Here is a 22,108-nt window from a genome sequence, read left to right as displayed (position 1 = left end):
GCTGAATTAAAAAAATCAAAACCCTTATCATATAGGTCGATAAGGATTTTGATTTCTTGTAAAAGTGTCCTGAAACTTTAGCTAAAGTCTAGGGCTTAGTATCTGTAATAGTCCGGTTTAAAAGGGCCTTCAACTGTTACGCCAATATATTCTGCCTGTTCCGGTCTTAGGGTCTCCAATTCAACTCCTAGTCGGGCCAAATGCAGGGCAGCTACTTTTTCGTCCAAATGTTTTGGCAGCATATACACCTCATTTTTGTATTTGTCACTGTGGTTCCAGAGTTCTATCTGTGCCAAGGTTTGGTTTGTAAAGGAGTTACTCATTACAAAACTAGGGTGTCCTGTGGCACATCCCAAGTTTACCAATCTACCTTCCGCCAATACAATAATGTCCTTGCCATCAATGGTGTATTTGTCTACCTGTGGCTTAATTTCATCCTTGGTGTGGCCGTAGTTATTGTTTAGCCAAGTCATATCTATTTCATTGTCAAAATGGCCAATATTACAAACAATGATCTTGTCTTTCATTGCTTTGAAATGTTGGGACTGTATAATATCCTTGTTTCCGGTTGTGGTAATCACAATGTCGGCATTACCAATCACGGTATCCATTTTTTTAACCTCAAAGCCGTCCATGGCAGCCTGAAGGGCGCAAATAGGATCTATTTCTGTTACGGTAACTATAGCACCTGCCCCTTTAAAAGATGCTGCGGTACCCTTACCTACATCACCGTATCCGGCAACAACAACTCTTTTTCCTGCTAGCATGGTATCGGTAGCCCTACGGATAGCATCTACCGCACTTTCCCTACATCCGTACTTGTTATCGAATTTGGATTTGGTAACAGAGTCGTTTACATTGATCGCAGGCATAGGCAAGGTTCCTTTTTTAACCCGTTCGTACAACCTGTGAACACCGGTAGTGGTTTCTTCGGAAAGTCCTTTTATGCCACTTGCCAATTCTGGATAGGTATCCAGTACCATATTGGTAAGGTCGCCACCATCATCCAATATCATGTTTAGAGGTTGTCGATCTTCCCCAAAGAACAAGGTTTGTTCAATGGCCCAGTTAAACTCCTCTTCGGTCATTCCCTTCCAAGCATATACCGGTATACCAGCTGCTGCAATGGCAGCTGCCGCCTGATCCTGTGTAGAGAATATGTTGCATGAACTCCAAGTTACATCGGCGCCGAGGGCCACCAAGGTCTCAATTAATACAGCTGTCTGTATGGTCATGTGTAAGCAACCTGCAATACGTGCTCCTTTTAGAGGCTGTTCCTCGCCATATTCCTCCCTTAAGGACATTAGGCCGGGCATTTCGGCTTCTGCAAGTTCAATTTCTTTTCTTCCCCAACTGGCCAAGCTAATATCTTTTACTTTGTAGGGTACGTAAGGAATAGTTTTAGTGCTCATTTATTTATCTTTGTTATGGTTAATGGCTCTGCTTAAGCTAAATTTATTAAGGTGTGGAATGTAAAAAATATTTTAATCAAAGAATTTCTGCGATTCGCTTAGTTCTTCACCTTTTTTATTTTATTTTAGTAAGAGAACAATTATCTTATTTTTTGCATTTGCAAAGGTAGTAATAACTTAAATAAACCAATGCCTCTTTATAAAACATTTACGGCAGATCAAAATGCTAAAGTATTGATTTGGAAAGTTCAGGAAACAGAATCCCAACTTGCGGAGGGTATTGTGTTAACCCCACATTGCCATAATCGTATGACAAAAATGAAATCTGAACTGCACAGGAGGGGCTTTTTAAGTATTAGGCATTTATTGGCTGCCGAGGGTTATGTAGATCATGATTTGTTTTATGACGATGCCGGCAAACCGCATTTAAAGGATGGTAAGTTTATTTCCATTACCCATTCGCACGAGTTTACAGGAATAATAATTTGCGATTCCAAAGAGGTGGGAATCGATATTGAAATGCAGCGCGACAAGATTTTGAGCATTGCCAATAAATATACCCCATTAGAGGAGTATAAGACCGTGGCCAATTCCGATGCCTTGATAAGAAAACTGACTATTGTTTGGGGAGCCAAGGAGTCCCTCTATAAGATTTATGCCCAACATGGGCTAAGTTTCTTGCACCACATAAATATTACCGACTTTTCCCTGTCCGATTCTGGGACAAAGGGTACTATTCTCCATAAAGGAAAAACTTCCCATTACGATGTACATTTTTTGGAATTTGAAGGGTATACCTGTGTATATGCTATTAAGAATTAGTGGCAACTTAAGAAGCACTTAAATAAAAATAGCAGATTATAACTGGGTTATTTGTGTATTGATGGGTTTGTTTCTCTAATTTTCCAAGCTAATATATCAGGGTCATTTATTGGTTGGATTGTGCAATTGGAAATCTTTAAGGCATTCCAATTCCTTTTGATTTGGCTTTTTTGCTCCGAGAATTTCTGTGAAAACCGTTATGGAAAATTGGGAATTAGGCCTATAGCAATTGGATGGTTTCAATAAAAAGTATAAATAAGGAATTTTATATGTTCTGGAATAAGGAGTTACTATTCATTTTAAAGCAAATTGTAAAACCTGAGAAAAGCTATTATGAGTCACATTTTTGATTGGATTTTTGTCCAGTACCAAGGTACGCCTACGTATTTGATTGTTTTGGAGATGATAGGGGTGGTATTTGGGTTTTTAAGTGTTTGGTATTCTATGCGAGAGAATATTTTGGTCTTCCCAACCGGTATAATTAGCACTGGAATTTTTGTATATATTTTGTTGGTCTTTGGACTTTTGGGAGATATGTTGATCAATGCTTACTATTTTGCCATGAGCGTTTACGGTTGGTATGTATGGACGCGAAAGGTAGATGAGACCCATTTTATTCCCATAACCACTACTTCATTAAAGGAGAAGAAATGGTCTTTGGCCCTATTTGTGGCTACGGTCTTATTTGTGGTATTGGTGTATCTGATTTTTGATAAGTTTGATAGTTGGACCGCCTATTTGGATGCTATGACAACTGCCATTTTTTTTGTGGGCATGTGGTTGATGGCCAGGAAAAAATTGGAGAACTGGGTGTACTGGATCATAGGTGATATTATATCCGTACCACTTTATTTATACAAAGGACTTATCTTTACTTCAATACAGTATTTTTTATTTACCATTATCGCAATTTTTGGATACCTGGCATGGAAGAAGAGTTTAAACAAGAGCCCTCAGATATTGTTAAAGTAGTTTTGTTTGGTCCGGAATCTACCGGTAAAACAACACTTTCCCAAGACTTGGCCGAACATTATGATACGCAATGGGTCCCGGAATATGCACGGGACTATCTTCAGCTAAAATGGGATAATGAAAGAAAGATTTGTGAGCCCCAAGATTTGTTGCCTATTGCAATAGGACAAATGAAATTGGAAAATGAGTTAACCAAAAGGGCCAAGGATGTTTTAATTTGTGATACGGACCTATTGGAGACCAAGGTCTATTCTGAAGCCTACTATTTGGGCTATTGTGACCCCACCTTGGAAAAGTATGCTTTGCAAAACCAATACGATCTTTATTTACTTACTTACATAGACGTCCCATGGGAAAAAGATGATCTCAGGGATAAGCCAGATGACCGTGAACGAATGTTTTTATATTTCAAGGAAACTTTGGAAAAATATAATAGGAATTTTATTATCTTAAAAGGATCTAAGCAAACAAGGCTTAACAAGGCCTTGAACCATATTAACCAACTATTAAAAAAAGAATGGAATTAACAGAAGCGGATAAAAAACAATTAGAAAAAAAAGGAATTTCCAAGGATAAAATAATAGATCAAATAGAGACCTTTAAAGAAGGAATTCCATTTGTGCGCTTGGAAAGTGCTGCGGTAATATCCAACGGAATCTCCAAATTCTCGGAAGATGAGGAGGAAAAGCTGGTTCAAAACTTTGAGAATGCCAAGGATAGCATTTCGCTACTAAAATTTGTTCCTGCCTCCGGGGCTGCTTCGCGTATGTTTAAGGCCATGTTCAACTTTTTGGATACCTATGACCATAAGGAAGAAACTTTGGAGAGCTATTTGGATAGAACAAAGGACACGGCTGTAAAAAGCTTTTTTGATGGCATGGAGAATTTTGCTTTTTATGACCTAATACGGAAAAGAATAGCTGGAAAAGCCACTTCCAAGGACGAAGAAAAATATCTTTTTGTAAAGGAAATGCTTCTACCGGAAGGGCTAAATTTCGGATTCTATCCTAAAGGGTTGTTACCTTTCCATAATTATGGCACCTATAATGCTACGCCTTTTGAGGAGCATCTAAAGGAAGCTGTGGCATATGCGCAGGTTAATAATAAGGCCAATCTGCATTTCACCATTTCGGAACAGCACGGTGAACTGTTCAATAATGAATTTAGTACTGCAGGACAGCGAGTGTCCAAAGATACTTCAACCTCCTTTACGGTAAACTATTCCTATCAGAAACCTTCTACCGACACTATTGCGGTAACTTTGGACAATAAGCCTTTCCGAAATACTGATGGTACCCTGCTGCTGAGACCTGCAGGTCATGGTTCGCTTATAGAGAATCTGAACGAGCAGGATGCAGATATTATTTTTATAAAGAATATTGATAATGTAGTGGTGCCAAGATTTTCTTCGGAGGTAGCCAAAAGCAAAAAGGTTTTGGCGGGATTACTATTGGAGTTACAGGCCAAGGCCTTTGAATATGCCGAGGCCTTGGACGCCAATAACCTCTCTACCGAACAGCTGCAAAAGATTAAGCTGTTTTTGGAGAAGGAATTAAATGTTCGTTTCATAGACAAGTTCAACAGCTACAGCATAGGTCAGCAAATAGAAATCCTAAAGGATAAGATTAATAGGCCTATTCGTATTTGTGGAATGGTTAAAAATGAGGGAGAACCGGGTGGTGGCCCTTTTTGGATAAAGGATGCACAACAGCATATATCACTTCAGATTATTGAATCGGCACAAATAGATATGGAGAATCCTAGCCAGGTAGATATTTTAAAGAATGCTACCCATTTTAATCCTGTAGACCTGGTCTGCGGGGTGAAAAATTATAAGGGGGAGAAATACAATTTACTTAATTTCGTAGATACCAAACAGGGCTTTATTACTCAAAAGACCAAGGAAGGTAAGGACCTTAAGGCGTTAGAGTTGCCCGGGCTATGGAACGGTGCCATGGCATTTTGGAATACTATTTTTGTAGAAGTTCCTCTAGTAACCTTTAACCCTGTTAAAACAGTGAACGACCTGCTAAAACCTGCCCATCAGGTGAAATAGCCTGGTCTTATTAATGGTTGCTGTTTCAAATTTGGACATTTAAAAAAAGTTGCTGTAAAAGGTAATTACAGCTCATAGTTAAGGCGCTTAAAAGTGTGTAATTATTACACACTTTTAAGCGCCTTACACAGTTTTACACACCCTTGATAATTAATTTGTAAATCGTAATAGTCTGTATTTCAATTGTTTAAACTCTTTATTCTGTTAAACTGTTAATTGGCACGGTTTTCCTTTTATTCTACGTGAGAAACAAATGAGAATTCATCTAAAATTTAAGAGACATGAAAAATGATATGAAAAGTTTAGTATTTGCTACAGCAATGGCAATGGGAAGTTTAAGCCCTGTATTGGCAGCTCCTCCAATCTTCCATGATGGTATCATGGAGGTCATAATTGCGCAGGATTTCACTGAAATTAGTGTGGACGACTTACCTGAAGCAGTAACAAAGGCATTGGAAAAAGATCACGCGGGAGCCGAGATTACCACAGCTTATGTTAACGATGAAGAAGAGTATAAGCTGGAAGTTACTTTTTCTGACGGTACCAATTCTGAACTGTACGCAGATGCAGAAGGAAACTGGATAGATATGTAGGCTGTACATTTGGAATTTTATTGAATTGGCAGGGCCGCATTTCGCGGCCCTTTTTTTGTCTTATATACTCCGTACACCTATAGGTATAATAAGCTTTAGTGCTAATATTCTGTTTTATAGGGAGCAGCCGTGCTCCTTTTTTATCTATAATGGAGAATACTGTTGTTCCCAATATTCCAATACCTACATCCAAGTGGAATGTATTGGGGATAACTGAAAGGTAGCACTGTCTAGGTGTGTATACTGCTTACCCACTTTTTAACTTGATTACCCAAAAATACACAGTGACCAATTAGGAGGAAAACGTGTAACACTCTGACAGGTAGTTATTTGTGAATTATAAAGGCTGAAAACTGTACTTGGTATTATCTTTTCATAGTATATGGCAAGTTTAATTATTAAAATGGAAATCATGAAAAAATTATTTTTTGTAGCCGTATTGTCATTTGGAAGTTTAACTGCTTTTGCCCAGGAAGCTGAGACCGCAGTGTCAGCAGCTGCAGAGGAAGCCGTTGTACAGGAAGACTTCACCGAAATAGAAACCAATAATGTGCCCGAAGCGGTGACCGAAGCTTTGTCAATAAATTACCCTTCGGCAACCATCAACAAGGCTTATTCCAATGAAAAGGAACAGTATAAGTTGGAAGTGGCGCTTGAAGATGGTACAAAAGGTACTTTGTATGCCGATAAAGAAGGCAACTGGATAGAAATTTAATTTAGCTTGAGTTATTTGTTTTGTATCAAGTTGGTTTGGTAAGAAGGGGATTGCAATCTGCAATCCCCTTCTTTTTTTATGAAAAATTTAAAGGGCAACTGCTATACATGTGGTATTTTTACTAATATTCTAACAGGTAATAAAAATGTATGCCTAAAATACTTATAATTGAAGATGACGCTGCATTTTGCCAGATGCTGCAGAAGTTTCTGATAAGAAACGAATATGATGTGGACACAAGTTTTACGGCAAGGGAAGCCAAGTCCATGTTGGAACGGAATACCTATAATTTGGTGTTGACCGATTTGCGCCTTCCTGATTATGATGGGGTGCAATTATTGGCCCATATCAAGGAGGCAGATTCCCAGACACAGGTAATAGTCATGACCGGCTACGCTGAGGTTGGTTCTGCTGTGGAGGCCATGAAAAAAGGAGCATACGATTATATTTCCAAACCTTTTACCCCAGAAGAGATATTAATGCAGATAAAAGGTGCTTTGCGCCAAGAACATAAGAAGGAAATTGCAGTTGGTTCCAGCGATGGTAACGATCAAAAGAATACCCCTGGGAATGATGTAGGTAAACAGGTGGTGGCTGGTTTAAGTGAGGCCTCAAAAAAATTAAACGAATATGTTAAGTTGGTGGCTCCCACAGATATGTCGGTTTTAATAACCGGCGAAAGTGGGACCGGCAAGGAGGTTACGGCCAGGGCCATACATGACAATAGTAAGCGCAAGGACCATAGTTTTATAGCGGTAGACTGTGGTGCAATCCCCAAAGAAATTGCTTCCAGTGAATTTTTTGGACATATTAAGGGGAGTTTTACCGGGGCGGTGGAAGATAAAATTGGTCATTTTGAGGCTGCCAATCACGGGACTCTGTTTTTGGATGAGATTGGCAATCTAACATATGGGAATCAAATTCAATTATTGAGGGCACTGCAGGAAAGGAAAATTAAAAAGGTGGGAAGCACCAAAGAGATTCCGGTAGATGTGCGTATTGTTACGGCAACCAATGAAGATTTAACGGAGGCAGTGGAGAAAGGTACTTTTAGGGAGGATCTGTTTCATAGGATCAATGAATTTTCGGTAGAAATACCATCCCTGTCCGAACGTTTGGAGGATTTACCGCTTTTTGCCGATTACTTTTTAAAAAAGGCCAATAGCTCTTTAGGGAAGGAGGTAGTTGGCTTTTCTAAGGATGTTCAGGAGATATTTAAGCAATATCATTGGCCTGGGAACCTTAGGGAATTACAGAATATCATAAAAAGGGCTGTTTTGCTTACTACGGGCCAGTATGTAGAAAAAGAAGCCCTTCCCAAAGAGGTATATAAAACCAAAGAAGTGAATTTGCCGGTAGACAGTTTCTCAAAGGCCGAATATGAAAAAGAACAGATATTTAGGGCGTTGAAGCAAGCGAATTTTAATAAATCCAAAGCAGCCAAATTACTACAGATTACACGTAAAACCTTATACAATAAAATTAATCACTATAATTTGGACTTGTAAGAAGGTGTGATTTAATGGCCAGTACCAAAGCGGTAGTCTTATTCTTTATTTGAAGGTAGTTTTGTTTCAGGACCTTGGCTGATAATTCCTTATTTTTCACCAATTCCAGTTCTTCCAATAATGGAATTATATCCTTGGCATCTAGTTGTCGGAACATGGGTAGCATTCTATGTGCAATGGTATTAATTTTTTCTATTTCGGTGGCTTCAATCGCCGTTCCCAATTGCTTCATATTAGACGAAGTATCGTTTATAAAGGTCTCTAATATTTGGGCTATCCCTTCTTGGTCATTTCCTAAAAAGGAGGTTATGAGCTGTAGATTAAAAAGAGAGGAGTCTGTAGTTGTTGCAGGTATCCGCTCTGTTTCATCAGTTGGGTCCTCATATCTAGTATTAGGGAACAAGACCACCAATACATCTAGGAGCATTTCTTTTGTAAATGGCTTTTGTAGGATATCCGAAAAGCCTGCTTTCATATATAGTTCTTTTTCAATGTCCTTTCTGCCTGTCATGGCCACAATAGGCTGCCCATAATAGTGTAAGTATCCATTGTTTCGCAAATTGGATAAAACATCAAAACCGCTGAAGTTTGGCATTTGTATATCGGTTAGCACCATATCATACCCAATCTCATCCTTTTTTCCAATATTATTAAAGTTGTTATAGGTGTGTGCATTTATGTTTAAGGTAATGCATACTTCTTTTAAGAGCTTTACCATGGAAGGGTCGTCATCAATAATTAACAATGAGAGTTCTGACTTGGGGTTAATTTCAATTTTAGGAGCAATGGGCATTGCTTTTTGTGATATTTCCAAAGGTAATTCTACGGAAAAAGTACTACCCTTGTTTTCTTCGCTTTCCAGACTTATTCCCCCGCCCAATAGTTCTGTAAGCTTTTTGGATATGGTAAGTCCCAGACCATAACCGCCATATTTTTTATCTGTATACTCTTCGGCCTGTGTAAATTCTTTAAAAATATGCCCTTGCTTTTCTTTTTTAATGCCAATTCCAGAATCCGTTACATTGATTTTGATTTGGTAGGCATTGTTGTGCTCTTGTACTACTTTGGCATCTACCCTAATAAATCCTTGCTTGGTAAATTTATAGGCGTTCCCAATAAGGTTGGTAAGGATCTGTCTTACTCTAAAGGGATCGCCCAAAACGGGATTCTCTAAACGGTCATCAATTTTTAAAATAAGCTCTATAAGCTTTTTGGAATGTATTTCCCTCAGGTTTTCGGCTGTTTCTGTGATGAGGTCCGACAGTATAAATGGGGTCTTTTCAACTTTTATTTTTCCCGCTTCCAATTTGGAAAAGTCCAATAGGTCGTTTACCAAACTATCTACATATAGGGATGCCGATTTAACATTTTTTAGATAGCTGAGTTGTTTGTTGTTGAGACCGGAGTTTTCTATAAGCTCGGAATACCCGGTAATGGTGTTCAAGGGAGTACGGAGGTCATGGCTTACGGTAGAAATTAGTTGTTCCCTACTTTTTAGAAGCGATTCTGAAAATTTCTTTTCCTTTTCTAATTTTTGTCTGTACAATTGTACCTTCCAGTAGTCTTTGGTAATTAGGAAAGTAAACAATCCTACAATGGCAAATCCCAGTAGGGAGGCAAAACCGGCCAACCTGATACTTCTTTTTAAGGCAGCTTGTTTGTTAAGGTTTTCGTTGTATGTTTTTAGCAACATCTCCTGTTCAAAAGCAGAAATGATACGGCGCAATTGCTGGGAGATGTACAAGTCTGCCCTACCTAGTTCCAATTCCTTTTGCGCTACGGAACGCAGCGTCCTACTGTTGTTTTGTTTGGCTTCGGCCAAAAGGGTTTTGGATGCCGTTAAGACCGAATCTACCCGTATCGAAGTATTAAGGTTAGAGGAGTCCTTGGGGACATTCTCACTTAAATAATCGGCCCATTTTTCTAGGGTACTTTGTACATCTGGAGGCAAATTGGAGTAATTGGGGTTGAGGCTCTCAGGGGATATTTTGCCCATGGATTCCTCAATTTTGCTAAATTCCCTTATGGCGTTGTCTATAGAGCTATTGGTTTCATTTTTTCTTTTTAACCGTAAAAGTTGATTGCTGTTATATACCTTTTTTTTAAGTAAATCCTGTACACTGTCCAACATGCCCTTTTGATTGTCGCTATCCGTTAGGAGCTTAAGGGAGTCTATACTTATAAAAATGGAATCTATTTTTTGGGCATATAGTGTAAAACTCTTATTGGTCTTTTTCTGAAGGGCCAGTTTGGAAAGACTTTCGGCCTCATAGAGTTCCGTGAGTAGGGAACCTGTTTTTATAAGCTTAACATCGTTCTCCACAACGGTGTCCGTAGAAACAAAAACCCTTATTTCCGTAAATATATAGTAGGCAACTACCAAAGCCAGTACACCTAATATAAGGTAGCTGAACATTATTTTGATCGTAAATTTGTTCTTGCTCTTATTCATAAAGGCAGAAGTAGTTTATAGGTGGTATATTAAAATACGTAATATAGAGTCATGTGGTTTACAAATAAAAGTTAATTATTTATTATGATATTATAACCGGCCTATGTAAATTTGCCGCCGTCTCAAAGGGGTGCTTGTTCAATCAGGCTGAGATTATACCCAAGGAACCTGGGCAGGTAATGCTGCCAAGGGATGCGAAAATCGCGTTTTGGAATTTCCATCGTTTTAGTTCTGACCTTTAAAATAGGGTTGGGATAAAACAAAAATGAATTTTTAACAAGAATAATAGCCCCTTTTATTCGTAACAAATGTATTACGGATGAAAACTATGTTCACAACAGCTGCTGTATTAGCGGCAACACTTACGGCCATTGGCCAAGAGAAACCCAAAGATTCTCTGGAGGGAAAAGAAATTACCTTGGATGAGGTATTGGTATCCGCCGTTAGGGTAACCAAACAATCGCCAGTAACCTTCACCAATTTAACCAAAGAACAAATTAAACCTAGGAACCTGGGACAGGACATTCCGGTTTTGATGAACTTTTTACCTGCGGTGGTAACCACTTCGGACGCTGGGGCAGGTGTGGGCTATACCGGTATTCGTGTTCGTGGGAGCTCTGGTACAAGGGTAAACGTAACCATCAATGGTATTCCTTACAACGATTCGGAATCGCACGGTTCTTTTTGGGTCAATATGCCCGATTTTGCATCTTCAACGGAGAGTCTGCAATTGCAGAGAGGTGTAGGGACATCAACAAATGGTAGTGCTGCTTTTGGTGCTAGTTTAAACTTGTTGACCGATGCTGTGTCCGAAGAAGGGTATGCACAGATTTCGTCCTCTATAGGAAGCTTTGGCACCTTGAGAAACAATTTAAAATTTAGCACCGGTCTCTTGAATGACCAAGTAGAAATTTCGGGCCGTTTGTCCCGGATAACCTCTGATGGGTATATTGACAGGGCTTCCTCTGAACTGGAATCCTATTTTTTACAAGGATCCTATGTAGATGACAATACCCTGATAAAGGCTTTACTCTTTGGAGGTCATGAGATTACCTATCAAGCTTGGAACGGCATAGATGCAGAAACCCTGAAAACCGATAGAACCTTCAATTCTGCTGGTATCTATACCGATGAAAACGGCCTTACCCAATATTATGATAAGGAGGAGGATAATTACAGACAAGATCATTTTCAACTGCACTGGAATGAGCAGATAGCCAACAATTGGAACACCAATTTGGCCTTTCACTACACAAAAGGAAGAGGGTATTTTGAACAGTATAGGGAAGACGATGATTTTAGTACCTATGGAATAGATCCTATTACAGTTGATGGGGAAGAAGTAGATAAGACCGACCTAATTAGAAGGCGTTGGTTGGACAATGATTTTTATGGGACAACTTTTTCCGTAACCCATGATCAGGGCAACCTAAATCTAATACTTGGTGGTGGCTGGAACAAATACGAAGGAGGTCACTTTGGAGAAATAATCTGGGCCCGATTTTCAAATAATAGGGATTATGAGGACAGGTATTATGATAACAGCTCCACTAAGACCGATCTAAATGTTTTTGCGAAGGCGAATTATAATTTTAGTGACCAATGGAGTGTATATGGAGATCTGCAATATAGGACCATAGGTTATAAAGCCAATGGCGAAGAAACGGGTCTGGTAGATGATACCTTTAACTTTTTTAATCCCAAGGCAGGGATAACCTTTGACCTTAATTCCAATAATAATTTCTACCTTTCCTATGCTAGGGCCAATAGGGAGCCCAATAGAAACGATTATGAAAATGGGAGTCCAAAACCCGAAAAACTGAACGATTATGAATTGGGATGGCGATATATTTCCCCGGATATACAGTTGAACACCAACATATACTATATGCGCTATAAAGATCAATTGGTGCTAACAGGTGAATTAAACGATGTTGGTGGTGCGCTCAGGGCCAATGTAGGGGATAGTTATAGGGTAGGAATAGAAATTGATGCCAATATTGCCTTAGGAGAATATTTTAAGATCCGTCCCAATCTGGCTTTGAGCGATAATAAGAACAAGAATTTTGTATTCCAACGAGACGGTGAATTGGAAGAACTGGGAGATACCCATATTTCTTTTTCACCCAGTATTATTGCGGGCAATATATTTACTTATATGCCCCAGGAGAATATTCAATTAAATTTATTGACCAAGTTTGTTGGGAAACAATATATGGGGAATATAGACGCAAAGAGTTCTGTTCTGGACGCCTATTCCCAAACGGATTTTAATGTGCAGTATCAAATTAATACCAACGGATTTATGAAGAGTATTGTCTTATCCGGTTTGGTGAATAATATCTTTGATAACCTATATGAGTCCAACGGCTATTTTTACACCTATGATGATGATTACTCCGTACCCGGTACGGTTACCACCATTGAAGGTGCTGGATATTATCCACAAGCAGGTATAAACTTTTTATTAGGAGCCAGCTTCAATTTTTAATTAACCTCTTTGTACTTCCTGTATTGGAACGGGAATCTCAGAGTTATTTATTAGTGAAATCCCCCTTGTCAATTTTACTAGTTGGCAAGGGGGATTGTTGTTGTTGGCCAGTTTTATTCTAATAGATGCCCGTGTTTATACATTTTCCGGTACTATATAAGGGTACCTGTATTTTCTGGTAAGCATTAAATCGGCTTCCTCGTTATCAATAAACTTCTCAAACTCCCCATTAAACCTTAAGGTGTCTCCAGTTCTGTATGCAATATTGGCGATCAATGGAAGTACGGTAGACATATGTCCGGTTTCAATATCACAATTTAGGTCCATATGGTTGCCAGAGCGAACGGCATCAATGAAATTGCCAAAATGACCTTTGCTATCTGGGGCGGTAAGAAAGGAAGAATCCCCTCCAATAGCGGCACTTCCGGCCATTCCCGAACCGGCAAAAGGTTCGGTTTCCTTGCCTTTGTAGGCTTTCCAAGTAGAGCCGTTTACTTCCATCCATCCTTCAGTACCAAAAAATGTATTTCCAATTTTAATACCTAAATTGGCTTCGTGGTTGGTATAACGGCCTCGGGTTTCAAATTCCAATATTTTTCCATCCTCATATTCAAATACCGATGTTTGGGTATTGGGTGTTTCTTGTGAACACTCTTTGGGAGATATCCCAAAGATGCCACCCATGGACTGTACCTTTACCGGGTGAACTTTTTTGTTCAGCCCCCAGCGGGCAACATCAAATTGATGCGGGCCTTGATTGCCCGTATCGCCATTTCCGGTATCCCAATGCCAATGCCAATTGTAATGTCCTTTTTTCTCATTGTATGGTCGGTAAGTAGCAGGACCCAGCCATAAATCATAATTTAAGTTGGATGGGGATACACTATCAGGTGCAATACCAAAGGAATCCCTTGGCTTAAAACAGGTTCCCCTGGCCATGAATACCTCCCCAATACCACCACTATGCAGAAATTGCATGGCCTGCATTACGTTGCTTATAGATCGGTTTTGGAAACCTACCTGTACAACCCTATTGTATTTTCTTGCGGCTTCTACCATTTTTCGTCCTTCCCATACATTGTGGGAGCTGGGTTTTTCAACGTATACATTTTTGCCGGCCTGACAAGCCCAGATGGTAGATAGTGCATGCCAGTGGTTGGGTACGGCTATGACTACGGCATCTATTTCTTTATCCTCATAAACACGTCGCATATCTACCTCGGTCCCCGGTTTGTTGCCCTTCTGGTTTTTTGCGGCCTTTTTAACATTTTCGGCAAGTACCTCAGAATCTACGTCACAAACTGTTTTTATACGAACCCCATCACTGTACATTTTGGAAAAATTATCCAATAATCCACTACCGCGGCCGCGTACACCAATTGATGCTAGGGTAACCCGTTCATTGGCCCCAACGATATTACCATAGGATTTTGCGGAAAATGCGGATGCGCCTACCACAATCCCGGTGCTGGCAAGGGTAGTTTTTTTGATAAAATCTCTTCTGTTGTCCATAATTCTTATTTAATAGTATTGGTATAAATTATTATTAGTTGAAAATGTATTTGTAGCGGATTGCAAACAACCCCAAGCGGCGGATGTTATTTTAATTTGCCAATTCTAATATTCCTAAAACTTGCTGCCATATCGGTGTTGGGGTGTAATTGTAAGCCTATAGGGCCTGTTTTTACATAATTGTCCGAAGTATAGCTCATTACATGCTTGTTGTTTAGCCATACTTCATAGTAGCCGCCAATGGCAATCACTTTTATGGTATTCCAATCCCTGGGTTTTAGAATATCCTTTACGTTCTGTGCTTCTACAGGATAGCCTTTTCCGGCAATATAGGGAGAGGCGGTCATATCTCGCTTCAAAGAACCGGATATGCCCATTTGTATCTGTTGTGTGTCTGTCCTGATAAAAATTCCCGTATCTACGGTGCCTTCATCATATTTAAAGTCGGTTTCCAAGACAAAATCCGTGTATTCCTTTTCAGTCCATAAAATAGAGCCTTTCTTATTGGGGCCGCTTTTCGTTTTTAATATTCCATCGGCCACGGTCCACCAGATATTGTTTTCTGGAACCACCCACCCCTTTAGATTCCTACCATTGAAGACCTTTTTTAGAACTGCTTTCTGAGCAAATGAATTGAAGCTAATAGAACAAAAGGCTAAAATGGCGCATACAAGTTTTGCATTCATATCAAGTGATAGATTAATTTGAGGGTTAAACTATATTTAAATTACAGACAGCAAATATTTATTCAAGACTTTAATGACTAAATTGTTCGTTGATAATCTTTTAATATTATTGTGCTTATCTATAAAACTATCCAAAAAAAATATGACTTTCCAAATATTTCCGCATAAAAACAGCTAAAAATTGGGGATAGGTAAAATACCATTACGTTTAGGCAATAATTGTGTAGTTAGACCTGCTCCAACAGAAAAAGAACATCCTATTTATACTGCCCTATAGGTAGTTAGGTCTTGTGCAAAGCAGGTGTTGGAGGTAATTTAAGGCTATTGTTATAGGCTATAAAGTATAGTGAGGGTTGGTCTATTTACTTGTGACTGCCAAAAGCCTTTTTAAAGATCAATGGTATAAATATGAAAGCTAATTTGTTCTTATGTTCTTGAAAATGATAATATTTGGGCGGCACTATTCATTTTTTAACTGTTATTTTTGTCCGGCAGGCTAAAAGACTAAACCTAAACAAACCAAATAATGAAAACTATAAAATATAACAAGCCCGTGCGATGGGGTATAATTGGTTGTGGGGCAGTGACCGAAGTAAAAAGCGGTCCGCCTTATCAGTTAACTGAAGGATTTAAATTAATGGCCGTTATGCGCAGGGATGTGGAGAAGGCGGAAGATTATGCCAAAAGACATAAGGTTCCTAAATTTTATGGCAATGCCAAGGATTTAATTCAGGATCCGGAGATAGATGCCGTTTACATTGCCACCCCACCGGACACCCATAAACAGTATGCTTTAATGGTAGCCGAAGCAGGCAAGCCCTGCTGCGTAGAGAAACCTTTGGCTCCCAGTTATGCGGAAAGCTTGGAGATTTATAATGCTTTTTACAGCAAAGATCTGCCGCTTTTTGTGGCCTACTACAGAAGGTCCTTGCCACGATTTTTAAAGGTGAAGGAATGGTTGGATAACAATGAAATTGGGGAAGTAAGGCATATAGGATGGAACCTTAGCAAGCCCCCTAGCGAATGGGATCTGGATAAGACCCATAATTGGCGAACGGACAAGGATGTGGCCCCAGGGGGGTATTTTGATGATTTGGCCAGTCACGGATTGGATTTGTTTTCATTTCTTCTGGGGGATATAGAGAATGCCTTTGGAGTGAGCGTTAACCAACAAAAACTATATACCTCTAAAGATGCTATTGCTGCATGTTGGGTGCATGGCAATGGTATTACCGGCACCGGAAGTTGGAATTTTGGCACTTCGGATCGTGAAGATGTAGTGGAAATTCTAGGTAGTAGCGGAAAGATTGTATTTTCTATATTTGGTGAGGATGAGGTGGTATTACATAATCTAAATGGTACTGAAAGCCTATTTATTGAACACCCTGAACATGTTCAGGAATTTCATGTAAAAAGTATGGCAGAACACCTATTTGACAATAAGGAACATCCTTCATTGGGCAAATCTGGAATGCATACCGGTTGGGTGATGGATAAGATCTTGGGGCAAATTTAGTATGGAGGTCTAATTGGAGATTACAACTGTATTACCGCTAAAGGTAGAACGGTAAAAAAGTAGATCGTGATACGTTTTGCCGTCTTCGGGCTTGTTCATTAACTGCCCGGTAAATAAATTGTATTCATAACCCTCGCAAGAGCAGCTAACCACTTGTCCGTCCAAGCTCATGGTAGAGCAATCGTTGGGGGCATGATTGGGGCAGCTGGCCTCCCAGGCCATAAAGGAATTAAACCCCGTGTTAATAACAAATGCACCTCTGGTGCCAACCCCGGCGTTTCCAACATAAACGGCACTACCGGTATTGGTCAACGGACTGTATAACGGGAGGTTTAAATTGAGGTCGAACCTAAAGCTAACTTCCTGTAAATAGGGGTTTCTATTAGTAGAGTTATTATCACAACCCATTAAAAAAAAGAAAACCAAAATCCCGAATACACCTTTCATATGACCATGCCTATTTAAGAAAACTTAAGCAAATTTGAACAAAAATTATGTATATTTGTCTTAAATCCTCTTTAAAAAAAGGGGATTTTCCTATTTATTTAATATAGACTTATGAGTAAGGTATCTTATTATACAGCAGAAGGGTTAAAAAAATTGAGAGAGGAATTAAACCACCTTAAGGATGTGGAGCGTCCCAAAGCTTCCGAAGCCATCGCCGAGGCGAGGGACAAGGGAGATTTGTCTGAAAATGCTGAGTATGATGCGGCCAAAGAGGCTCAGGGACTTTTGGAGATGAAAATTTCCAAAATGGAGGAGACCTTGGCCAACGCCAGATTGATAGATGAATCCCAGCTAGATACCTCCAAGGTTTTGGTACTGTCTACCGTGAAACTCAAGAATTTGAATAATGGAATGGAGATGAAATATACCTTGGTGGCAGAAAGTGAGGCGGACCTAAAATCGGCTAAAATTTCTGTTAGCTCTCCCATAGGAAAGGGCCTCTTGGGTAAGGAAGTAGGTGATACGGCAGAGATCAATGTGCCCAACGGGACATTGAAGTTTGAAATTTTGGAGATTTCGAGATAATACTGCTTTTCTATAAGCTATAAACCTCAAGTGAATATGTCATTTGAGGTTTTTACATTTAATGGAGTAACAGTTGTTTGGCTATTCCGGTCCTAGGTTGATAATGGTCGTTATAAGACAGGTAGGGTCACCTTTTACAAATAATTATAGTATCTTTTAGAAGTACTTAAAATTGATAATGATGTCTACAATCTTTACAAAAATTATAAATGGAGAGATTCCGTCATATAAAATAGCGGAAGACGATGATTTTTATGCTTTTTTGGATATTAACCCCAATGCCGTGGGACATACTCTTTGTGTTCCTAAAAAGGAGGTAGACCGACTCCTAGACCTGGATGAAGAGACCTATCAAGGGCTTATGGCATTTTCCAGAAAAGTTGGTTTGGCCATAGAAGCAGCCATATCCTGTAATAGGGTGGGGATGACTGTAATAGGCTTGGAAGTGCCACATGTGCACGTTCATTTAATTCCATTGAACGGCATGCAGGATGCAACCTTCCAACACAAGGTATCACTTTCTCCTGAGGAGTTTACCGCTATAGCCGAAAAGATTAGGGCTAAAATTCAATAATGCCTTCCAGAAAAATATAGACTCCGGCGGCCACAACAACAACAACAAGGAGTAAGGTTAAAATATAAAATAAACTAGTGAACCTTATGACGGGGCGGTCAGGGGCCAACATTTTTTGGTAATAGTCAAATACGCGCTCTATATCCTCGGTCCAAGAAACGGGATATATGATAGAATCACATTTTTTGCATTTGATTTCGTGGGTGATGTCCTTGGTAGTCCTATCATAAAGTCGACCATAGGTGTGTCTCTGATAAAAGGTCAATTTTATTTCCTGATTAAAACACTCGGGACAATTGTTTGTTAAATCTGCCTCCTTTATTACAACTAACTTTTCCTTTGCCATGGCATTAATTATTCACTTTAAACGTAATTTGCATAATTGTCCCTTCCTTAGTGGAAGAAAGCACTTTTATTTTTCCTTTATGGTATTCCTCAACAATCCTCTTTACCAAGGATAGTCCTAAGCCCCAGCCTCTTTTTTTAGTGGTAACCCCTGGATTGAAGATAGACTGAAAATTCTTTTTGGGTATCCCGGTACCCGTGTCCGATATAAGGATGCGTACCGTATTCCCACTTGGGATAATTTCAATGGAGATGCTGCCTTTGCCTCTCATGGCGTCAATGCCATTTTTAACAAGGTTTTCTATGGTCCAATTGTACAGGGCCTTATTTAGGAGTACCGGAAGCCGTTCGGCTTTAGAGTCAAAGGAAAAATGGATCAGCTTGGAGCTCCTTAGTTTAAGGTAGTCAAAGGCATTTTTGGTTTCTTCAACAATGTCGTATTCCTTGAGTATGGGTAGGGATCCTATTTTTGAAAAACGCTCTGTAATGGTTTCTAGTCGACTTATATCCTTTTCAATTTCCATGGTAATTTCCGGATTGATGTCCTCAGTTTTCAACAATTGGTTCCAACCCAGAAGTGAAGAAAGCGGTGTCCCTATCTGATGGGCTGTTTCTTTGGCCATCCCCGCCCATAATTTGTTCTGCTCAGCTGTTTTATTGGTTTTGAACAGGAAATATATTACCGCGCCAAAAAGGAAGATTATCAATAATAGGGCAATGGGGTAATATTTTAATTTGTTGAGGACCTCGGAATTGCCATAATATAAAGTAGCTAATTTCTCTCCTTTGTACTCAATGGAAATTGGCTTGTTTTCCTCCTTAAATTTTTTGATTTTCCCTTGTAGGAAAGCGGTGTCTATGTTCTGGATCCCAGGCATATTGTTCACCTTAATAGTACTGTCCTTGTTCACCAGTATCATGGGGGTGGAGGTGTTGTTCTGAAAAATCTTAATATGCAGGTTTCCAGGATCGGCATCCACCGGAAGGGATAAAAACTCGGACTGCGCAGTAGCCCAGATTTCCATTTTATGGCGCTCCTCTTCCTTAAATTTCTTGAAAAAACTGTTAGTGTTCCACAGTATTAAACTTACAATAGCAAAAGAAGCTATTAAAAGTAAAAAGTTGGAAGTTTTCTTTTTAGGATTAAAATCCATCCATTAATAATATTGCTATCCTTAAAGATAACGTAATTTCAACAAAGATATTCTATTTAGATGGCTATGGCATTATTTCATTTTGCCTACAATTTATGTACCTTTGCCCGTTATGGGGAAAAGGATTTCTATTGAGGTGTCAGAGCTGCCAATATCCAAATTACATGGGTATTTATTGGGGGCCGTTGGCCCAAGGCCTATAGCCTTGGCCAGTACCATTGATGGGCAGGGAAGACCCAATTTATCCCCATTTAGTTTTTTCAATGTTTTTAGTGCCAATCCGCCAATTTTAATATTTTCGCCGGCCCGTAGAGTGCGCGATAATACCACAAAACACAGTTTGGAAAACGTATTACAGCATAAGGAGGTGGTGATAAATGTGGTGAACTATGCGATGGTGCAGCAGGTTTCCCTTGCCAGTACAGAGTACAAGGAAGGGGAGAACGAATTTGTGAAAGCTGGCCTCACTATGTTGGAGTCGGACTTGGTAGCGCCATTTAGGGTAGCCGAATCCCCTGTACAGTTTGAATGCAAGGTGTTAAAAGTGGAGCCCTTGGGGAAAGATGGGGGTGCCGGGAACCTTGTTTTTTCAGAAGTGCTAAGAATACATTTGGATGCTGATGTTTTGGATGAAAATGGGGCTATAGATCAGTTTAAGATAGATCAAGTGGCCAGGATGGGAGGCAACTGGTATAGTAGGGCCAATAAGGGAATGTTTCAAGTGCCAAAGCCCATATCCACATTGGGAATTGGGATAGATCAAATTCCAGAACCAATACGTTCTAGCCAGGTGTTGACAGGTAATGATTTGGGGATGTTGGGAAATATAGAAAAACTACCGTCCAAGGAAGAAGTGGATACGTATGTAAAAAAGAACTTGGTCTTGCAAGAGTTGCTTGCAAAAGGCGATAGGGCCGTAGTGCACAAAAAGGCACAGGAACTCCTGAAAGACAGGGATGTACAGTCTGCCTGGAAAATGCTTTTGGCGACGGTTCAGAAATAAAAAGTATAATTAAAATATGGTAGCTTTTGTTTTAGGTGTTCAAAGGCAAATTGCTTAATATTGATAAAAAAGAATTGAAAGTAGAATTTTATAAATAGCAAAATGGAAGTACAAGGGAAAATTAAAATGGTAGGCGAGACCCAAACTTTTGGGAATAACGGATTTAGAAAGAGAGAAGTAGTGGTTACTACTGAGGAGCAATACCCGCAACATATTATGGTTGAATTTGTGCAGGATAAATGTGATCTCTTGAATAATTTTGGAGTTGGCCAACCTGTAAAAATTAGCATTAACCTTAGAGGTAGGGAATGGGTAAACCCACAGGGGGAGACCAAATATTTTAATTCTATTCAAGGATGGCGTATAGAGAGTTTACAGCAAGAAACCAGTGCTGCCGGAATGCCGCCAGTACCCCCTATGGATGCCTTTGAACCGGCCGATGACGTAAAGGAGGAAGACCACGACGACTTGCCTTTCTAAGCTAAAGGTATACCCAATCCCACTGGGGCATCTATAAACAGTTGCCTTGGGAAACGTGATTAATATTACGAAAACCTGTTTGGTCCATGACCGGATAGGTTTTCTTATTTTTGGGATTATAAAAAAATATGGAATGTTCCTTTTAAACCATCGCTTGCAATTTCCCAATGTTGAAGAGGCCGATAAGGATGGGTTGCTGGCCGTAGGGGGTGATTTGTCTCCAGAGCGACTTATGTTGGCCTATCGCAACGGGATATTCCCTTGGTTTAATGAAGATTCCCTAATATTATGGTGGAGCCCAGATCCTAGAATGGTTCTTTTTCCTGAAAAAGTGAAAATCTCCTCCAGTATGCAAAAGGTCTTAAGATCCGGTAAATTTAGGCTCAGCTGGAATACCCAATTTGAAAAGGTTATTGATGCCTGCGCTGTCATTAAACGAAAGGACCAAGGAGGAACATGGATTACACCGGAAATGAAAAAAGCCTATATAAGGCTACATCAACAAGGGTTTGCTAAATCTGTTGAGGTTTGGGAGGGCGAGCTGTTGGTGGGAGGATTATATGGGATAGATCTGGGTCATGTTTTTTGTGGTGAAAGTATGTTTAGTAGATCCAGCAATGCCTCCAAGTTTGCCTTTATTCACTTGGCTAAAACATTGGAAGAACAAAATTATAAACTTATAGACTGCCAAGTGTACACTGCGCATTTGAAAAGTCTTGGGGCAGAGGAAATACCAAGAAAGGATTTTGTTGAAATACTAAAAAACTAGTGGGCGCCGTAGAAAA

Annotated in this window: 21 protein-coding genes; 14 read left to right on the top strand and 7 right to left on the bottom strand. The window is 39.6% G+C overall.

The genetic code is table 11. The features are described from left to right. Window positions 1-95: 95 nt before the first annotated feature. Window positions 96-1,412 carry an adenosylhomocysteinase gene (ahcY, locus tag EHW67_RS04995; protein WP_126161260.1) on the bottom strand — a complete coding sequence of 439 codons (1,317 nt, stop codon included), beginning with the start codon at window positions 1,410-1,412 and terminating at the stop codon, window positions 96-98. A gap of 189 nt (window positions 1,413-1,601) precedes the next feature. Between ahcY and EHW67_RS04990 the strand changes: the two genes are divergently transcribed. The 7 genes from EHW67_RS04990 to EHW67_RS04960 all read left to right on the top strand — a co-directional run bounded on the left by EHW67_RS04990 (window position 1,602) and on the right by EHW67_RS04960 (window position 8,078). Then, entirely contained in the window at window positions 1,602-2,234 is a 633-nt protein-coding gene (locus tag EHW67_RS04990; protein ID WP_126161259.1) for a 4'-phosphopantetheinyl transferase family protein, read from the top strand. A gap of 333 nt (window positions 2,235-2,567) precedes the next feature. After that, window positions 2,568-3,206, top strand: coding sequence for a nicotinamide riboside transporter PnuC (gene pnuC, locus EHW67_RS04985; RefSeq protein WP_126161258.1), 639 nt, complete (start codon window positions 2,568-2,570; stop codon window positions 3,204-3,206). Beyond that, a complete protein-coding gene (locus tag EHW67_RS04980; RefSeq protein WP_126161257.1) occupies window positions 3,161-3,733 on the top strand; it encodes an AAA family ATPase in 573 nt (190 codons plus the stop codon). The genes pnuC and EHW67_RS04980 overlap by 46 nt, the downstream gene beginning before the upstream one ends. Then, the gene (locus EHW67_RS04975) at window positions 3,724-5,262 is read left to right on the top strand and encodes a DUF4301 family protein (protein ID WP_126161256.1); all 1,539 of its coding nucleotides are present in this window, start codon (window positions 3,724-3,726) and stop codon (window positions 5,260-5,262) included. Before EHW67_RS04980 ends, EHW67_RS04975 begins: the two co-directional genes overlap by 10 nt. A 293-nt stretch (window positions 5,263-5,555) precedes the next feature. Further along, entirely contained in the window at window positions 5,556-5,855 is a 300-nt protein-coding gene (locus EHW67_RS04970) for a hypothetical protein (RefSeq protein ID WP_126161255.1), read from the top strand. Window positions 5,856-6,267: 412 nt separating this feature from the next. Beyond that, the gene (locus EHW67_RS04965; RefSeq protein ID WP_126161254.1) at window positions 6,268-6,570 is read left to right on the top strand and encodes a hypothetical protein; all 303 of its coding nucleotides are present in this window, start codon (window positions 6,268-6,270) and stop codon (window positions 6,568-6,570) included. Between the two features lie 149 nt (window positions 6,571-6,719). Next, window positions 6,720-8,078, top strand: coding sequence for a sigma-54-dependent transcriptional regulator (locus EHW67_RS04960; RefSeq protein ID WP_126161253.1), 1,359 nt, complete (start codon window positions 6,720-6,722; stop codon window positions 8,076-8,078). Here the strand turns inward: EHW67_RS04960 and EHW67_RS04955 are convergent. Then, the gene (locus tag EHW67_RS04955; protein WP_126161252.1) at window positions 8,053-10,530 is read right to left on the bottom strand and encodes an ATP-binding response regulator; all 2,478 of its coding nucleotides are present in this window, start codon (window positions 10,528-10,530) and stop codon (window positions 8,053-8,055) included. The genes EHW67_RS04960 and EHW67_RS04955 overlap by 26 nt on opposite strands. A gap of 319 nt (window positions 10,531-10,849) precedes the next feature. Between EHW67_RS04955 and EHW67_RS04950 the strand changes: the two genes are divergently transcribed. Continuing rightward, complete coding sequence (locus tag EHW67_RS04950; RefSeq protein WP_126161251.1) at window positions 10,850-13,021, top strand: TonB-dependent receptor; 2,172 nt, start codon at window positions 10,850-10,852, stop codon at window positions 13,019-13,021. A gap of 135 nt (window positions 13,022-13,156) precedes the next feature. On the opposite strand, the gene EHW67_RS04945 is transcribed toward EHW67_RS04950, so the two are convergent. Continuing rightward, the gene (locus EHW67_RS04945; protein WP_126161250.1) at window positions 13,157-14,533 is read right to left on the bottom strand and encodes a Gfo/Idh/MocA family protein; all 1,377 of its coding nucleotides are present in this window, start codon (window positions 14,531-14,533) and stop codon (window positions 13,157-13,159) included. 86 nt (window positions 14,534-14,619) lie between these two features. Continuing rightward, complete coding sequence (locus tag EHW67_RS04940) at window positions 14,620-15,219, bottom strand: 3-keto-disaccharide hydrolase (RefSeq protein WP_126161249.1); 600 nt, start codon at window positions 15,217-15,219, stop codon at window positions 14,620-14,622. 526 nt (window positions 15,220-15,745) lie between these two features. On the opposite strand from EHW67_RS04940, the gene EHW67_RS04935 reads away from it, so the two are divergent. Continuing rightward, window positions 15,746-16,735, top strand: coding sequence for a Gfo/Idh/MocA family protein (locus EHW67_RS04935; RefSeq protein WP_126161248.1), 990 nt, complete (start codon window positions 15,746-15,748; stop codon window positions 16,733-16,735). A 9-nt stretch (window positions 16,736-16,744) separates the two neighbouring features. On the opposite strand, the gene EHW67_RS04930 is transcribed toward EHW67_RS04935, so the two are convergent. Continuing rightward, the gene (locus tag EHW67_RS04930; RefSeq protein WP_126161247.1) at window positions 16,745-17,182 is read right to left on the bottom strand and encodes a Rieske (2Fe-2S) protein; all 438 of its coding nucleotides are present in this window, start codon (window positions 17,180-17,182) and stop codon (window positions 16,745-16,747) included. Window positions 17,183-17,293: 111 nt separating this feature from the next. On the opposite strand from EHW67_RS04930, the gene greA reads away from it, so the two are divergent. Continuing rightward, on the top strand, window positions 17,294-17,767 hold the full coding sequence (gene greA, locus EHW67_RS04925; RefSeq protein WP_126161246.1) for a transcription elongation factor GreA: 474 nt from the start codon (window positions 17,294-17,296) through the stop codon (window positions 17,765-17,767). A 181-nt stretch (window positions 17,768-17,948) separates the two neighbouring features. After that, window positions 17,949-18,341, top strand: coding sequence for an HIT family protein (locus tag EHW67_RS04920; protein WP_126161245.1), 393 nt, complete (start codon window positions 17,949-17,951; stop codon window positions 18,339-18,341). On the opposite strand, the gene EHW67_RS04915 is transcribed toward EHW67_RS04920, so the two are convergent. After that, the gene (locus tag EHW67_RS04915; RefSeq protein ID WP_126161244.1) at window positions 18,328-18,687 is read right to left on the bottom strand and encodes a hypothetical protein; all 360 of its coding nucleotides are present in this window, start codon (window positions 18,685-18,687) and stop codon (window positions 18,328-18,330) included. The two genes, EHW67_RS04920 and EHW67_RS04915, sit on opposite strands and share 14 nt — an antisense overlap. Before the next feature lie 4 nt (window positions 18,688-18,691). Then, window positions 18,692-19,840, bottom strand: a complete 1,149-nt coding sequence (locus EHW67_RS04910; protein ID WP_126161243.1) for a sensor histidine kinase — start codon at window positions 19,838-19,840, stop codon at window positions 18,692-18,694. A gap of 112 nt (window positions 19,841-19,952) precedes the next feature. On the opposite strand from EHW67_RS04910, the gene EHW67_RS04905 reads away from it, so the two are divergent. The 3 genes from EHW67_RS04905 (at window position 19,953) to aat (ending at window position 22,092) form a co-directional block, all read left to right on the top strand. Beyond that, on the top strand, window positions 19,953-20,843 hold the full coding sequence (locus EHW67_RS04905) for a flavin reductase family protein (RefSeq protein ID WP_126161242.1): 891 nt from the start codon (window positions 19,953-19,955) through the stop codon (window positions 20,841-20,843). A 102-nt stretch (window positions 20,844-20,945) separates the two neighbouring features. Beyond that, the gene (locus EHW67_RS04900; RefSeq protein WP_126161241.1) at window positions 20,946-21,323 is read left to right on the top strand and encodes a DUF3127 domain-containing protein; all 378 of its coding nucleotides are present in this window, start codon (window positions 20,946-20,948) and stop codon (window positions 21,321-21,323) included. 133 nt (window positions 21,324-21,456) lie between these two features. Then, entirely contained in the window at window positions 21,457-22,092 is a 636-nt protein-coding gene (aat, locus tag EHW67_RS04895) for a leucyl/phenylalanyl-tRNA--protein transferase (RefSeq protein ID WP_126161240.1), read from the top strand. Window positions 22,093-22,108 lie beyond the last annotated feature (16 nt).

The sequence above is a fragment of the Arenibacter aquaticus genome (genome assembly GCF_003957295.1).
Lineage (GTDB): Bacteria > Bacteroidota > Bacteroidia > Flavobacteriales > Flavobacteriaceae > Arenibacter > Arenibacter aquaticus.
This window is presented reverse-complemented; position numbering and strand designations above follow the sequence as displayed.

What these genes read in the sequence shown, in the direction of transcription:
- ahcY (WP_126161260.1), bottom strand. Translation starts at nt 1,412, where the DNA reads ATGAGCACTAAAACTATTCCTTACGTACCCTACAAAGTAAAAGATATT.
- EHW67_RS04990 (WP_126161259.1), top strand. Translation starts at nt 1,602, where the DNA reads ATGCCTCTTTATAAAACATTTACGGCAGATCAAAATGCTAAAGTATTG.
- pnuC (WP_126161258.1), top strand. Translation starts at nt 2,568, where the DNA reads ATGAGTCACATTTTTGATTGGATTTTTGTCCAGTACCAAGGTACGCCT.
- EHW67_RS04980 (WP_126161257.1), top strand. Translation starts at nt 3,161, where the DNA reads ATGGAAGAAGAGTTTAAACAAGAGCCCTCAGATATTGTTAAAGTAGTT.
- EHW67_RS04975 (WP_126161256.1), top strand. Translation starts at nt 3,724, where the DNA reads ATGGAATTAACAGAAGCGGATAAAAAACAATTAGAAAAAAAAGGAATT.
- EHW67_RS04970 (WP_126161255.1), top strand. Translation starts at nt 5,556, where the DNA reads ATGAAAAGTTTAGTATTTGCTACAGCAATGGCAATGGGAAGTTTAAGC.
- EHW67_RS04965 (WP_126161254.1), top strand. Translation starts at nt 6,268, where the DNA reads ATGAAAAAATTATTTTTTGTAGCCGTATTGTCATTTGGAAGTTTAACT.
- EHW67_RS04960 (WP_126161253.1), top strand. Translation starts at nt 6,720, where the DNA reads ATGCCTAAAATACTTATAATTGAAGATGACGCTGCATTTTGCCAGATG.
- EHW67_RS04955 (WP_126161252.1), bottom strand. Translation starts at nt 10,530, where the DNA reads ATGAATAAGAGCAAGAACAAATTTACGATCAAAATAATGTTCAGCTAC.
- EHW67_RS04950 (WP_126161251.1), top strand. Translation starts at nt 10,850, where the DNA reads ATGAAAACTATGTTCACAACAGCTGCTGTATTAGCGGCAACACTTACG.
- EHW67_RS04945 (WP_126161250.1), bottom strand. Translation starts at nt 14,533, where the DNA reads ATGGACAACAGAAGAGATTTTATCAAAAAAACTACCCTTGCCAGCACC.
- EHW67_RS04940 (WP_126161249.1), bottom strand. Translation starts at nt 15,219, where the DNA reads ATGAATGCAAAACTTGTATGCGCCATTTTAGCCTTTTGTTCTATTAGC.
- EHW67_RS04935 (WP_126161248.1), top strand. Translation starts at nt 15,746, where the DNA reads ATGAAAACTATAAAATATAACAAGCCCGTGCGATGGGGTATAATTGGT.
- EHW67_RS04930 (WP_126161247.1), bottom strand. Translation starts at nt 17,182, where the DNA reads ATGAAAGGTGTATTCGGGATTTTGGTTTTCTTTTTTTTAATGGGTTGT.
- greA (WP_126161246.1), top strand. Translation starts at nt 17,294, where the DNA reads ATGAGTAAGGTATCTTATTATACAGCAGAAGGGTTAAAAAAATTGAGA.
- EHW67_RS04920 (WP_126161245.1), top strand. Translation starts at nt 17,949, where the DNA reads ATGTCTACAATCTTTACAAAAATTATAAATGGAGAGATTCCGTCATAT.
- EHW67_RS04915 (WP_126161244.1), bottom strand. Translation starts at nt 18,687, where the DNA reads ATGGCAAAGGAAAAGTTAGTTGTAATAAAGGAGGCAGATTTAACAAAC.
- EHW67_RS04910 (WP_126161243.1), bottom strand. Translation starts at nt 19,840, where the DNA reads ATGGATTTTAATCCTAAAAAGAAAACTTCCAACTTTTTACTTTTAATA.
- EHW67_RS04905 (WP_126161242.1), top strand. Translation starts at nt 19,953, where the DNA reads ATGGGGAAAAGGATTTCTATTGAGGTGTCAGAGCTGCCAATATCCAAA.
- EHW67_RS04900 (WP_126161241.1), top strand. Translation starts at nt 20,946, where the DNA reads ATGGAAGTACAAGGGAAAATTAAAATGGTAGGCGAGACCCAAACTTTT.
- aat (WP_126161240.1), top strand. Translation starts at nt 21,457, where the DNA reads ATGTTCCTTTTAAACCATCGCTTGCAATTTCCCAATGTTGAAGAGGCC.